At 41.9% G+C, this 13,799-nt stretch carries 16 protein-coding genes and 1 pseudogene; 9 read left to right on the top strand and 8 right to left on the bottom strand.

Translation table 11 applies throughout. From position 1 onward, the window contains the following. Positions 1 to 71: 71 nt before the first annotated feature. A complete protein-coding gene (locus tag MKX30_RS24765) occupies positions 72 to 296 on the bottom strand; it encodes a hypothetical protein (RefSeq protein ID WP_028541348.1) in 225 nt (74 codons plus the stop codon). 146 nt (positions 297 to 442) lie between these two features. On the opposite strand from MKX30_RS24765, the gene MKX30_RS24760 reads away from it, so the two are divergent. The 3 genes from MKX30_RS24760 to MKX30_RS24750 all read left to right on the top strand — a co-directional run bounded on the left by MKX30_RS24760 (position 443) and on the right by MKX30_RS24750 (position 2,984). After that, positions 443 to 1,018 (top strand): TetR/AcrR family transcriptional regulator, encoded by a 576-nt coding sequence (locus MKX30_RS24760; RefSeq protein ID WP_341063772.1) that lies wholly within the window; start codon positions 443 to 445, stop codon positions 1,016 to 1,018. A gap of 211 nt (positions 1,019 to 1,229) precedes the next feature. Next, positions 1,230 to 1,805, top strand: a complete 576-nt coding sequence (locus MKX30_RS24755; RefSeq protein WP_076295931.1) for a TetR/AcrR family transcriptional regulator — start codon at positions 1,230 to 1,232, stop codon at positions 1,803 to 1,805. Positions 1,806 to 1,943: 138 nt separating this feature from the next. Further along, entirely contained in the window at positions 1,944 to 2,984 is a 1,041-nt protein-coding gene (locus MKX30_RS24750; protein ID WP_179086222.1) for an NADH:flavin oxidoreductase, read from the top strand. A gap of 508 nt (positions 2,985 to 3,492) precedes the next feature. Here MKX30_RS24750 and MKX30_RS24745 read toward each other — a convergent pair. From MKX30_RS24745 to clpP, 3 genes are read right to left on the bottom strand one after another with little or no spacing between them, the layout of a single operon-like run. Further along, positions 3,493 to 4,158, bottom strand: a complete 666-nt coding sequence (locus MKX30_RS24745) for an MBL fold metallo-hydrolase (RefSeq protein WP_028541346.1) — start codon at positions 4,156 to 4,158, stop codon at positions 3,493 to 3,495. Positions 4,159 to 4,206: 48 nt separating this feature from the next. Next, positions 4,207 to 4,413, bottom strand: coding sequence for a hypothetical protein (locus MKX30_RS24740; protein WP_250271856.1), 207 nt, complete (start codon positions 4,411 to 4,413; stop codon positions 4,207 to 4,209). A gap of 59 nt (positions 4,414 to 4,472) precedes the next feature. Next, positions 4,473 to 5,057, bottom strand: coding sequence for an ATP-dependent Clp endopeptidase proteolytic subunit ClpP (gene clpP, locus MKX30_RS24735; RefSeq protein ID WP_013310269.1), 585 nt, complete (start codon positions 5,055 to 5,057; stop codon positions 4,473 to 4,475). Positions 5,058 to 5,257: 200 nt separating this feature from the next. Between clpP and MKX30_RS24730 the strand changes: the two genes are divergently transcribed. Continuing rightward, a complete protein-coding gene (locus tag MKX30_RS24730; RefSeq protein WP_068939465.1) occupies positions 5,258 to 5,983 on the top strand; it encodes an RNA polymerase sigma factor in 726 nt (241 codons plus the stop codon). Between the two features lie 531 nt (positions 5,984 to 6,514). Here MKX30_RS24730 and MKX30_RS24725 read toward each other — a convergent pair. Further along, positions 6,515 to 7,045, bottom strand: coding sequence for a DUF4303 domain-containing protein (locus tag MKX30_RS24725; RefSeq protein WP_069081084.1), 531 nt, complete (start codon positions 7,043 to 7,045; stop codon positions 6,515 to 6,517). A gap of 251 nt (positions 7,046 to 7,296) precedes the next feature. Here MKX30_RS24725 and MKX30_RS24720 point away from each other — a divergent pair, with 251 nt between their 5' ends. Continuing rightward, positions 7,297 to 7,791: a hypothetical protein gene (locus MKX30_RS24720; protein WP_053325395.1), complete on the top strand. Its 495-nt coding sequence runs from the start codon at positions 7,297 to 7,299 to the stop codon at positions 7,789 to 7,791. 215 nt (positions 7,792 to 8,006) lie between these two features. Here MKX30_RS24720 and map read toward each other — a convergent pair whose 3' ends face one another. Continuing rightward, the gene (gene map, locus MKX30_RS24715; protein WP_023988527.1) at positions 8,007 to 8,753 is read right to left on the bottom strand and encodes a type I methionyl aminopeptidase; all 747 of its coding nucleotides are present in this window, start codon (positions 8,751 to 8,753) and stop codon (positions 8,007 to 8,009) included. A 26-nt stretch (positions 8,754 to 8,779) separates the two neighbouring features. After that, positions 8,780 to 9,502, bottom strand: a complete 723-nt coding sequence (locus tag MKX30_RS24710) for a TetR/AcrR family transcriptional regulator (RefSeq protein ID WP_053325396.1) — start codon at positions 9,500 to 9,502, stop codon at positions 8,780 to 8,782. 399 nt (positions 9,503 to 9,901) lie between these two features. Between MKX30_RS24710 and MKX30_RS24705 the strand changes: the two genes are divergently transcribed. The 4 genes and pseudogenes from MKX30_RS24705 to MKX30_RS24690 all read left to right on the top strand — a co-directional run. Then, positions 9,902 to 10,174 (top strand): CD3324 family protein, encoded by a 273-nt coding sequence (locus tag MKX30_RS24705; RefSeq protein ID WP_341063797.1) that lies wholly within the window; start codon positions 9,902 to 9,904, stop codon positions 10,172 to 10,174. Between the two features lie 459 nt (positions 10,175 to 10,633). Continuing rightward, positions 10,634 to 11,605, top strand: a complete 972-nt coding sequence (locus MKX30_RS24700; protein WP_341063771.1) for an alpha/beta hydrolase — start codon at positions 10,634 to 10,636, stop codon at positions 11,603 to 11,605. Then, entirely contained in the window at positions 11,605 to 11,736 is a 132-nt protein-coding gene (locus MKX30_RS24695) for a hypothetical protein (protein WP_256253353.1), read from the top strand. Before MKX30_RS24700 ends, MKX30_RS24695 begins: the two co-directional genes overlap by 1 nt. Positions 11,737 to 11,834: 98 nt before the next feature. Then, positions 11,835 to 12,014 (top strand): annotated as a pseudogene (locus tag MKX30_RS24690) (DUF255 domain-containing protein); the annotation flags it as partial. A 40-nt stretch (positions 12,015 to 12,054) separates the two neighbouring features. Here MKX30_RS24690 and MKX30_RS24685 read toward each other — a convergent pair. Beyond that, on the bottom strand, positions 12,055 to 13,569 hold the full coding sequence (locus tag MKX30_RS24685) for a recombinase family protein (RefSeq protein WP_341063768.1): 1,515 nt from the start codon (positions 13,567 to 13,569) through the stop codon (positions 12,055 to 12,057). Positions 13,570 to 13,799: the final 230 nt, after the last annotated feature.

Here is a 13,799-nt window from a genome sequence, read left to right as displayed (position 1 = left end):
ATAACGATTGAAGCTATGGAACTACGATTTTGATGGGCATGTTGCGTACGAACAATATATTTTTACAGTTGTTATATGAATTTCTTCATTTCATTAAATGCTAACTCCCTGTGACCTGCTACCACCTGTTTCTTTAGTAAATACTTTGGTGTAATGGACGCAGCATTGATTAATTCTTGTTGGATTTGTGCGAGTCGGCTAATAGGTACGTATTGATCATCTTCTTGATAATAATCATTGATAAAACGATTAATTTGAAGATTGAATTGTTCATTATTGACATAGGATTTAAACATATATTTTCCTCCTTCAATTTGGGTATGTGCTTACTATAGAGTATAGTTACTACATAAAAAATAATTAGTATCGCATAATCTGTAAGATGTCTTACATGTTATATATGAAGTGTTCGAAAACTTACACATAAGGAGCAAGTGGTTGAATGAATGAAGATATCAGAATTTATAAAACAAAAATAGCTATTGAGCGAGCTTTAATAGAATTACTCCAACAAAATCATTTTAAAGAAATTACGATCAAAAAAATCTGTGATCAATCTCTTATCGGACGTTCTACCTTTTATAGTCATTATTTGGATAAGTACGACTTGCTAGAAAAAATAGTTAAACAGTATGCTTCTGATTTTAAAGTTGAAATTGAGCAGCGTTTTGATCCCACGGAAGATGGCAAGGTGGCAAACGCCATAGAACTTGTAACCGATAATATGATTAAGAATAAGCTCGAAATTTCAACATTGTTAGCCGTTCATGAAGTAACAGCAGATCTACGTAAGGAATTTGAACAAATTTTGTTTAGGACTTGCTTAGATTATTTAAAGCAACAGAATTCTTCAACTTCGATCGCATTAGAGTATTTAGCAGAACTATATGCTGCTAACTCAATGATGTCTATTCAGTGGGTTTTGAAAAATGGCAAAGATGCTAACATCATTCTTCTTTTAGATCAAATGCAAGAATATATTTTTAATCAGTTAAAGTCTGATCTATATACAAGTTAGCACACGTGGAGTGATGTTTTTATGACCGATAAATCATTAGGAGAATACATTATCTATTATCATGGGTCGTGTTGACGCACGGCTCTTTTTCGTATTTCTTTGTTCAAAAGGGGGAAAGCTAACCGCGAATTAACGTCTTCACCGTCTTTTTTTATAATTTTACCAATAAAAGATTATTGACTGCATAGTCAATAAATGATAAAGTGAGTCCATGAGCAGACCAAGAGAATTTGATGTTGATCGTGTGTTGCAACAGACTATGGAAGTATTCTGGAACAAGGGATTCAAGTCAACCTCCTATGAGGATCTAACTCGCACTACGGGGGTTAAGAAGCAAAGTTTGTATGGTGTATTTAACGACAAGCGATCGTTGTTCCTGAAGGCGTTAGTACACTATCGTGAACAATATATAGAGATACTTGAAAAGTTGGAAGCGCAGGAAATGTCTCCAGTGAACAAGCTGGAATCGTTACGCGACTCTCTGCTGGACGAAGAAGCCACTTCCCGAGGTTGTCTGATGGTAAATTCCGCTCTGGAATTCGGAACAGAAGATGATCAGGTCACACGCGAAATAGAGTTGATGTTCACTGAAGCCGAACAAATACTGGAGAAAATCGTCATCAGTGGCCAGGAACAGCAGTTGATTACGACGCGTTTTTCCAGCGAAGAGCTTGCATCTTATCTGAACAACGCTATTCTCGGCGCGCGAATTCAGGAGAAATCAGGTGCGTCCAGGGAACAGATCAAGGCAATCTTACGCGTGTCTTTTTCAATGATCTTGCCTTGATCTTTTTTTGTCAAGTTATTGACTTTGTAGTCAATAATACGTCATCACTGGGAAGAGTAGATCACTTTTATTACATTAAAGGAACGGTCTGTGATACTTCTTAAGCTTTTTAAATAAATATCAAATTTGGAGGCAATTATGAACCATACTCAATCCGTAGAACCCTTGTTTAAATCTTTTGAATTAGGCAACTTGAAATTATCTAATCGTATCGTGATGGCACCGATGACCCGTCAATTTTCTCCGGACGGTGTGCCTGGTGCAAATTCAGCTGCCTACTACCGCCGCAGAGCTGAGAATGGTGTGGGACTTATTGTGACCGAAGGAACGGTGATCAATCACCTGGACGCGTCCAATCAAGCCGATGTTCCGCACTTTTATGGTGAAGCTGCACTAAACGGTTGGGCAAATGTGGTGGCTGAGGTACATAAGGCAGGCGGAAAGATCATCCCGCAATTCTGGCATATGGGAGCACGAGGCCAAGTTAACGATTATTCGGAAGCAGAAATTGCAGAGATCATCCAAGCCTTCGCACAGGCAGCAGCGGAAGCCAAGCGACTTGGGTTCGATGGTATTGAGCTGCATGGTGCTCATGGATTTTTGATCGATCAATTCTTCTGGGAAAAAACCAATCAACGTACCGATCGTTATGGCGGTGATATAATTGCACGCACACGCTTTGCAGTGGAGGTCATCAAGGCCTGCCGTCAGGCCGTTGGACCAGAATTCCCAGTTGTACTGCGTTTATCACAATGGAAAGGAAGCGATTATACAGCGAAGTTGGCTGAAACGCCGGCACTGCTGGAGCAGTTCTTGGCGCAACTGGTTGATGCGGGCGTGGATATTTTCCATTGTTCTACTCGCCGTTTCTGGGAGCCTGAATTCGAGGGCTCTGAGCTGAATCTTGCCGGCTGGACCAAAAAACTAACAGGTAAACCGACCATTACGGTTGGGTCCGTTGGCCTTGACGGTGAATTTATGAGTGTTTTCACCGAAGGAAAGGGAGCAAATCATGTTGGGATTGATGGATTAATCCAAAAGCTCGAACGTGAGGAGTTTGATTTGGTGGCCATAGGCCGTTCCCTGTTGGTTGATCCTGAGTGGGTAGCCAAAATTCGTGACGGCCGGACAGATGAGCTAATTCCTTTTACGGCGGAGGCACTAAAGACACTTCATTAATTCTTATAACATCTCCTGCATGATACAAGCAGTGGCAGACCAGAGGGAGGAATTACCCCCGACCTGATTTGGCTGTCGATCGGCATTGAAGCTCCCGAGGATATGTAGGAGGATCTGGAACAGGCGATTCGGAAGGCCTAACTGGATGATATGGTTGAGGCAGGGGACGTAGCAGAGACGGAGCAAATAATCGGTTAGCGATTTAATTAAGATCATACCCTAAAAGCCAAACGGGGAGGGACGCAAAGGTGGATATTCCTCGAATTCGCAGTTAGCAAGGTTTAGCCAGGATGGAATAATGACTCATACGCTCAGAGAATGCAACTTAATGAAAATTATCGTTCATCTCAGTTAGTTGGATTGCAGGAATAAACAATGAAGATCTATTTTGTAAAATGCAAAATAACACTTTGTTAAAGTTCAATCACGAATTAACAAAGTGTTATTTTAAATAATCTTCTCGTTCACAACATTGTTTCACCAAAGATAACTTACCGGAACTTTAACTTTATAATCCTTGGGTAAGTCCTAATATCTGATCATTCACATGTACATTACTTAATCCCCCGTGATAACAAACTACGGATGCAATGTCGAGATCCAAATACTTTTTTAATGAGAGATGAGCTACTTTTATATCGGGTGTGGTCGGGACATGAATTCCCGCGAGAATCCCGTTTACACTGTACATCGAATCCCCGGCAATAAGAGTTTTACTTTGCCTTAAATAAAGGCTGATATGACCCGGAGTATGCCCAGGCGTATGGATGACGCGAATCCTGCCGCAAAACGGCAGTTCCTGACCATCTATTAAGGTATCGTCCACTTTGCCCTTCGGGGGATTCACAAGGTGACCATCTTTTAAAAGAGGGATCTCCCCCTGAATATACGGCTTATCCAGTTCGTGTGCATAGACTTTAATATGACTGCCACACTCCTGCAAAATCTCAGGAAGACTTCCTATATGATCCACATCTTGATGCGTCAAAATCACAGCTTTTAGTTGGTCAAACGACACGCCTACCTTTTCCATAGCCACGCGTAAATCTTCCATTTGCCCAGGGAGTCCTGTGTCTATTAAAACAGCCATTTCTTGATCCCACAAAAGAATAGGGTGAATCATATTCCCATGAAAATCTAGCTGAAGCATTTCTACCCCCTGTGAAATTTCCATAATATCGGGCCTCCGTACAATGTAATTGCCACCCATGCTAGAATAGGTTCATGGGGCGAATCCAACTCTATAGCGTTGCCGTTCCTTAATGTCAATGGATACGGTGCGAATGGATGTAATAGGAATAACAAGCGTCTGATATTGCGTAAGGTATTTAACGAACTTGTCGTCAATCTGATCCAATATCCCGTCGCATACATTTGTCCCATCTATAAAATGAATAGTTACTTCCTTGCCTTGTAAGCTTGCTAACATGATATCACCTCGTATTATTTCTTGAAGTTTCTTGCAGATCATTAGGTTTTGAGCATACTTTACAAAGAAGTTATCACTTGATCAATAACACCATATTCCAGTGCCTCTTGAGCGGACATGTAAAAATCCCGGTCCATATCTTTTTCGACTTTTTCAAAAGATTGCCCGGTCCGTTCAGCTGTGATACGGGTTGCCTTTTCACGAGTCCATAAAATTCGTTTTGCGCTGATCGCAATATCGCTAGCTTGACCTTGTGCGCCGCCGTGCGGCTGATGGATCATGATTTCACTGTTCGGCAACGCCGAACGTTTCCCTTTGGCGCCCGCCAGCAAAAGGATCGCGCCAAACGAAGCAGCAAATCCCGTACATATCGTGTGCACATCGGGTTTGATGTACTGCATCGTATCATAAATGGCAAATCCTGCGGAAGTAGAGCCACCCGGGCTGTTGATATACATGTAAATTTCTTTTTCCGGATCTTCTGCCGCCAGGAACAATAATTGAGCAATAATACTGTTAGCCAAATGGTCATCAATGGCTGCCCCGACAAACACAATACGATCCTTTAATAGTCTGGAATAGATATCGTACGATCTTTCACCTTGAGCAGTTTGCTCGACAACATAAGGCACATAAACACTCATTTTTTATACCCCCAATTTCCTGTTTCCAGTTGATTTCTCCTTGTAAACGAACCGAGGCCGTAAAAAGATACGGAGGCTTTAATGGGAAAACGATTTACGTAAATGGTGTAACTTTTACAACCACTTGTTCGTTTACATTGGAGGTAGCAAATGGTTTTGCTCTAGGAAAGGGCAGAATAAGACCGTGGAGGAGAGGACCTATGCGCATAGATGATTCTATACAAATGACAGATAATATAATAAACATCGAGAACTTGGAGGAATTACAGGCGGTCCTGAAACGTTACTGTCTGTCGCTTACGAAATCAAATTGGGATGCGGAAGAACTGGCTCAGGACACTTGGATCAAAGCATTAGGTAAGTTAAATAGCTTCGAGCATACAAATCCCGAAGCGCTTTTGCTACGGATTGCTAAGAACACCTGGATTGATGACATACGGAGAAAAGCAGTCTACACTCGGATATTGAATAGGGAACAAGCGAAAGTAACTGTACCCGATCATGGATCTTTTGAAATCGAGATAGCGCTGCATTCCTTAATGAATCATTTATCTCCGCTTCAGAGAACTGTTTTTTTGCTGCGAGATGTGTTTGGATATTCGATTCGTGAGACATCCGACATGCTTGAAACAACGGAGGGAGCGGTAAAAGTTGCACTCCACCGGGCACGAAAATCGCTTGGAGCAGTCAGGGAGGATCTTCTGAAAGGAGAGTTATCCTTACCGGAAAGTGAAAACTCGAAAACTTTTCTGAGAGCGTTGACGGCGGCATATCAGATGGGAGATATTGCAGCAATGGTTATGCTCTCCCATCAGGATGAAATGGAGCCGGACGTGGTGATCGGAATCGTCAATCATAAGCTGCACCGGAGTCTCGCTACAATAAAACAAACGGATTCCCATACCATGAGTATGATAGCGGCGTAGTTTGCGAAAAGAAATGCGGAGCTGATCATAGTGGTTGTTTCTGCTGAAACAAGCTCCCGGTCATTCCAATTTACAGCTCTTAGCTGGGATTAAAATGAAGTATATTAAAGAAGATAGCGGAAGGGGAAGGTTCAAATAGGTGAATTAGAAAATTTGCTAGAAGATAAGAACCTCATAGTCTTATATCATGCAATGACACGAATCGGAAAAGAAGGCTTCCGTACAGAGAAAATGATAAAAAAATGAAGTGAATTATCATTAAAAAGGGAACCCCAAGATAAACAAAAGAAGAAATATCTGGATTTGAATTTTAGATGAATTTGAAAAAAGATGGTTTTCCGATTATTTGAAGAAGTTGAATGGTAAGAATTCCTGTTCATTGGATGAATGGATTAAATTTAAACTTATTTCAACTCGAACCATGAGGAGAAATAAGTTTTTTCATACCTAATGGAGATAAACCAAATGAACAGGATGCGTAATCAATCGGCGCTGGAGAACGAAATGAGTGTAATATTTCAAACTGTACTTCTATTGATAACGATGCAAGAAGTCATCAACTAATTTGGCGTTTGTCATCTGAATTACGGACTGATTTTCCAGTTCCTCGGCCATATCATCATCCGTCATGGACACGAAAAAAATAATATCTTCTTTGGATTGGCCGAATTGATTAAAAAGTACATCGTCTGTTTCCTTAACTACTTTGGCCATAATTTTTATCATTTCATCTTTATAGTCAAACACATTTTCGGTTGCATACAGAAATTTGCTAATATGATTGAGATGTGTTGTATCGCCATATTGATATTCGCTTAATGCCCATCTATAATAATTTTCATCTTCCTTGCTGTTGCACAGGTCTTGGGCTTTCATGTTTGTGATATGTCTAACAAGTGATTCCTCCGTATTAACAGCAAGAAACAAGGTGATAAAATCGCTGTCTGTGCCAAAAGCACAAGCGTAAACCTGCTCATTCTTCACTTCTTCCAATATGCTTTTAAGATCATCCAAAAATCCTGCCCTAAATCTTTCCTCAAATTCACTTAGAAAGTTGCTCATCTGATTCATATACTCCTTAATGTCTCTTTTGGTAAACTTAGATTATCAGATTTCTCTAATTAAAGTTAGTTGGAGTTTGTTCAATTAACTGGCAAAAAAAATTTTTAGAAACCCGTTCATTTGTTTAAAAAAAAGTTGTTATAATTGTTAGATCAGTGTGTAGAGATATTGGTACTAGTTTTAATGACCAAAAATATATGTCGCATGATACGTCTACCATCTGAAATATTTTTATTTCGGAGGGAAACAATATGTATAAGGAAGAAAGACTGCCTCAAAACGCAAAAGAAGGTATATTATTTTTATTGATTATTTCAATTATTTCAGTAAACACGATCGCCCCGATTATTATGGGATTGGAGCGCGGCTTTAGTAAAGAAAATTATTTAGAAACGCTAAAGATTATTCCGTTTATGTGGATTATCGTTGTTTTGTTAGTAAGATTGGTTGCGGGACCGTTAGTGGGTAAAGTGATACCCAAATTCGTAGGACAAACAGATGGATTTAATGCTAGAGTTTTATTGAATACTTTATTGAATGTTACGGTCTTATCTGTTCTTCTAACCATTATAGGAACTTGGGTTGGTACGAAACAAATAAGCCTAGAACCTTTTCAGAACTTCTTTCATAGTTGGTTTAGAAATTTTGGTGTAGCATTTTGGATTGAGCTATTGATTGCTCAGCCAATAGCAAGATTTGCAATGAAAAAAATACACGCAAGACAGGCTATCCAAGAAAGAGTGTAAATCCGTAACACGATACCAAAGTCATAATAAAAAACCGCATAACAACGTGGTTTTTCGTAAATCGGTAAAGTTACAAACCATGTAGAAAAAGCGCTGGTCCCAGGCTGGAACCAGCGCTTTTTCGCGTTTCGGATTACGAACTTTCATCAGGCCAAGCAGGCCGGGTTGGCGACTTATTTCCTAAATGACGCTTTGCCGTCCGTTCGCCTCTATACTTACTGGGCCGTTAAAATCAGTGGTCCGTCCGACGTAACTGCGATCGTATGCTCATATTGCGCTGACAACTTGCCGTCGGCCGTTCTCGCCGTCCACTGATCATCGTCGATCGTGATACGGAACGTACCTTGGTTGATCATCGGTTCAATCGTAAACACCATGCCTTCCTTTAACCGAATGCCTTTGCCGGCTACGCCGATATGCTCGTAGCTTGGCTCCTCGTGCAGGCTCCGCCCGATCCCATGCGCCAGCAGATCGCGTACGACCGAAAACCCGTTTGATTCCGCATGCTGTTGAATCGCCGACGTTATGTCGCCGAGCCGGCCCCCCGGGAGTGCCCGGGCGATCCCCAGATCCAAGCATTCCTTTGTCACCTTCATTAATTTTTGCGCTTCCGGCCGGATATTGCCCACCGCATAGCACCAGCACGAATCGCCAAACCATCCGCCGTATTCCACGACGATGTCGAGCTTCAGCAAGTCGCCGTCCATAAGCGCCTGGTTCGAAGGAATGCCGTGGGCCACCACATCGTTGACCGAAATGCAGGTTTCGGCGGGGAAACCGTTGTACCCTTTCGTAAACTGCTTGCCGCCCAGCTTGGTGATGTGTCTGGCAACAAAGTCATTGATTTCCCGGGTGGTGATCCCAGGCTCGATCAGTTTGGCCACCTCGCGGTAGCAGTCCGCAACGATTTGGCTCGCCGGCTTCATTTCTTCGATTTCCCTAGGTGATTTTAGAATGATCATCTTTGTCTATTCGCTCCTTATCAATTCTATAATTTTAAAAACCGGGCGATATCCATGGCCTCCTCGTGCAGCTTTCCGCGGCGAAGCGAAAGCGAGGCGCAGCCGACCAAGGCGGCCAGCAGCATTTCCGCGCGCTGTAGCGGATACGGCGGCTCCGCCGCGTTTCCGCCGGAAGCGGCAGTCCCGTCCACCGCATGACCGGTTTCCAGCAGCGCGGCAAGCGGCGCGAGCACCTCCCGGCGAAAGGCGGCCGAGAGCGGGGCCGAGCGCGCTTCAGGCAGCGAGGCAAAGCCCTCACCGGCCAGCTTATGCAGCAGGTACAGGGCGTGGTCCTCCGCCCAAAGCTGCAGCAGCCGAATGCCGGCGACGGCGACGGGGCCAAGCTCTGCGGCAGCGGCCGGTTCGCGGCTTTCGCTTTGGGAATCCGCGGCAACCGAGTTCCCGGTGTCCGCCGCAGCAGCCAAGCCGAAATGCCAGCCCGTTGGCGCCTCCCCCGAAGCCGAAGCGCGCGGGGCCTCCAGCCATCCCCCGGCCCGCTCCAACGCGTCCCATAGCAGATCGTGGAGCAAATTGCCCTTATTGCTGTAATAATGGTATACCGTGCCATAGCCGAGTCCCGCCTGCACAGCCACATCGCGGATTTCCAGTAAAGGCCCTTTATTCAAAAACACATCGGCAGCGGCTTTCCGGATTTGCGCCAGACGCCGCAGCCGGATCTCTTCGTTTTGTTCCTTCGTGCGTGGAGACATCTCGTCCGTCACCTCTTTTATTTTTGACCTTCTCTTATGTCAATATAAAACATCGGCTTGCAAATAACAAGAGTCGGGCAAACAAAAGTCCCGGCAACACCTCATAAACGAATGAAGATCAGTTATATATCAGCTCAATTTTAATGGTTGGATTGTACTGATATCATTTAGCTGGTCCCAGGTGAGCAGAAGTTATGCTATACTTGCGAAGTAAAAGGGGGTGCCTACTGATGGAGAATCTATTGGGATTGTCTGTGACTTCTTACACTCATGCAAAGCCAATTATTAGGAAAGCGTTACTTTGTATGGGGCGAAACAATTTTTAACGCTGAACAAGCTTTTTTAATATTTTTGGCTTTGCACCTTATTTTAAAGAATCAAAATAAGGGGCGAGCAAAATTGAAATATACGAATGCTACAAAAGTTTTACCTCAAAAACTAATTATGGAAATTCAAAAATATGTTCAAGGAGAGACTCTGTATATTCCTAAGTCAAAAACGGAATATATGGATTGGGGCAGTTTGAGTGGGGGGAGAAGGTTGCTTGAACAGCGAAATGCCGCAATCAGAAATGCTTTTCAAAATAGTAGTAGTATCGAGCAATTAGCTAAGGAGTTTTTCCTCTCTACCGAAACTATTAAGAAAATTGTTTATTCACATAAAAATACCTAGTTTGCAAAGTGGCGTGGTACTCTACCCGCATAAATGAATTTAATTTTGGCTTCATAACGTGGTGAGCTTAGGGCGTGATCGGATGATCGCTGTGAACGACCGATCCGGTCACGTCTTTTTTATTTGGTAAAAGGTTTGATGTGTGTTCTCGCATTACCTCCCACATCCAGATTCCGAAATACGTTTTTGGCATTTCATTTTCTCTCTTGAACTTTTTACATACCGTTCTTGATCCCAAAATTCCGCTCACCCTCCCTCAATGATCCAACAGACCCATTCTATTTCAAAGGCTGTACTTCATTTTTTCATTATTGTTTTTATGCCAAAAATGATTCTAAATCGTTGTTTTCATTTATAAAGCTTATTTTAATCTTTAAAATATGAATATAAACGACAGCAACAATTGAAATATGTATTGATTCATTGTCTTTAAAACAAGAAAGCGGGGAAACGATTATTATGGGGGAGCAAAAAAGTAGAAGTAGACATCTGATTGATCCAGAAATTATCAGTGCAGTTGATTTAATACCAACAACCGACCTTACCGAATCTACACTAATGGAAGCACGTAAAAATCAATCTCAAATGATGCAACAAATAGATGTAACGCAGATGTTCCCTATTACATTAGAAAAAAAGGTTGTGCCAAGTTATTTTAGGGGTCCAGATATTCAAATAGAAATCATTAAGCCCTCACAATCAAAGCATCATAAGATGCCTCTATATTATTCGATACACGGAGGCGGGATGGTCTTAGGAAGTCCAGTCGTGGATCGTCCTGCTAATGCATCTCTTGCTGCACAACATGGTTTTTGTTGTGTATCTGTGTACTTTCGCCTGGCACCAGAGCATGTACAGCCAAGTCAGTTACAGGATTGTTATTCGGGCCTAAAATGGTGTATTGAACATGCGGAAGAGTTAGGGATAGATACTCAGAAAGTTGCCGTAGGGGGCAGCAGCGCTGGCGGCGGGTTGGCGGCTGGCCTAGCCTTGTACATTCGTGATCAGAAGGAATTCGAAATCCATCATCTAAGATTAATGAGGCCAATGCTAGATGATCGCACAAGCACCGCACCAGAGCACCCATACGCAGGAGAGTTTATTTGGACAAAACAAAGCAACTATTTTGGCTGGAAATCTGTTTTGGGGGATGAACCGGGTCAGGAGGAGGTAAGTGAGTATTATGTGCCGGCCCGTGCTAAGTCATTGGCCGGATTACCACCGACTTATATAAATATAGGTACCCTTGATTTATTCATTGATGAGGTCTTAGTTTTTGCAAAACAACTGGCCATTGATGGTGTCTTAGTGGAATTACATGTCTATCCCGGGTACCATCATATGTCTCCCGCGTTTCCGGATGCGCATTTTTCAAAAGAAGGGACTAGAACAAGTGAATACGCCTTACTGAAAGCTCTGGAGATGTTCTAATGAGTATAATGTTAAACTCCTCTAATAAGCTCCGACCTCAGCGTGTCAATGTCGCCAAGGTGATTGCGTTAAAACTCAAGTTGATCGTGCTGGATGAGCCGGTGAGGGAGAGGGATACTGATATATTCTAATCTGATATTATCTTTTTTCATCCCTTCCGACTTTTACCATTCATTTAGGGTAAAATAGTACCAAGCATAAAATCCAACTACGGAAGTGGTGATGTCCCATGACAACGAGCAGCAAACCGAATAGACTAGCCAAGGAAAAATCACCTTATTTGCTACAGCATGCTCACAATCCAGTAAATTGGTTCCCTTGGTCAGATGAGGCTTTTGAAACTGCTAAGCGTAATAACAAGCCTATTTTCCTATCTGTCGGCTATTCCACTTGCCATTGGTGTCACGTTTTCTTAAGCCTCAAAATAAAAACCCTTACTCAGTAAGGGTTTAGTTAAATTGAATAGATATATTCAGATTGTTCGTACCTTTATCATATATATACTCTATTCTGGAGATAATCATTTTTGCAATCATATTCTTATCATGCCCAGTTGCAGATTCAGAAGACCAAATGTCTTTAAATGACTTTATTAATTTCATCCGTTCTTTATTCTTTTCTCTGCTGTCGTAGTTTATCTCATAACGATGGACCGCTAATTCGGATTCGAGAGCAGATATTTCTTGTTGCCGTTTAACTTTACGCTCCTCATACTCTTCTCGTGTATATTCCTCCATTTCATACATTTCCTTTATCTTAGACAGCGCTCTGTTGAGCTTGGTTAACTGAGTTTCTTTTTCACGAATGATCCGCTCTAATTTTTCGATTACATCAGTGTTGATGTAATTATCACTATCAATAATTCTCTGTTCGTAATCGGCTATCTCCCGATCTATAAAGTCAGTAAGGATACTAACCTTCACGCCACTATTGCTACAATAGTTGCCAAAGTGGTCGTATTTATTACAGGCCTTAATTGAGTTAGTGCTATAACCATCAGAGCGAACATTATAACGCATCATTTTCTTGCATTTCCCACAAAACACTAGGCCAGACAGGGCATATGTTCCTGCCTTTGCGCGATTCGGTACAATTTGACCTTTCTCTAACATGGCTAATAGTTTCATGTGTTCTTCCTCAGTTTTTACAGCGGCATGACAGTTTTCTACAATGACCCATTCTTCTCGTGGATTGATAACCAGTGGCTGAGCTTTCTTTTTTTTGTGACCGGATCCTTTTGTTTTGTTCGAAATTATTTTCCCTAAATGAACTTCGCTAATCACTATTCTTCGCATCGTATTTGAATGCCATAATCCATTTTTAGGTCCGGGACCGGGAATACCACGTCTATTAAAGTCCCAGCCAATTGATTCTAAGCTTTCACCTCCAAAAATCCTGGATTTCATTTCTTGGTAGACAACATTTTTTTCAGGAACGACCTCGATCCCTTTTATTGCTGCTACATAAACATAAGGAAAAGGAGCCGGTCCATTTGTCCATTTGCCAAGCCTTGCTCCAATTTTCTTTCCGCGTTGCAAATTTTTCGTAGTTGTCTTATATTCCTGACGAGCAAGTAGTCCTCTTACATCCACAAGCAAATCGTCCGTATCATCAACGAGGTTATATATTTTTTCGGGTGTGACTATGTACGTCTCACTATCACGGAAGATACGTTTTATCTTTCCTTGATCCTCAAGTTCCCCTCTGCCAAGACGCTGATAATCAACTACAAGAACAGCATCATAAATACCTTCCTCAACGTCAGACAGCAAACTTTTAAATTTAGGTCTATACTCTATTGTTTCAGAACTCGCTATTTCAACGTATTCAACATACTTCCATCCATGCTTCACACATATCTCTCTCAAGATGAAGCGGTGCTTTTCAAGATCTGTATCTTCTTCTCCACGGCTTTTTCGAAGATAAAGAGCGACATATTTTATTATGTATGAAGTATTATCCATAACAAGACACCTTTCCAAATGTAATGACACAAATATACAACGATTAGAAAAATAATCAATAATTTTTTGTTAATTATTCGAAATAACTATAAATCATTAGGTTTCCTATAGTGTATTCTTATAACATGGAAAACAAAGAGAGAGCAGCACCCGACACAAACATATACCTGTTTGACGGTGGTAGGCGTAAGACGAGCGGCACCAGTTAGCCCCTTGCTATAAGACCTACA

Source organism: Paenibacillus sp. FSL P2-0173 (assembly GCF_038008045.1).
Classification (GTDB): Bacteria; Bacillota; Bacilli; order Paenibacillales; family Paenibacillaceae; genus Paenibacillus; species Paenibacillus polymyxa_B.
Note: the sequence above shows the minus strand (reverse complement) of the source record. Positions and strands in the feature narration are given on the sequence as shown.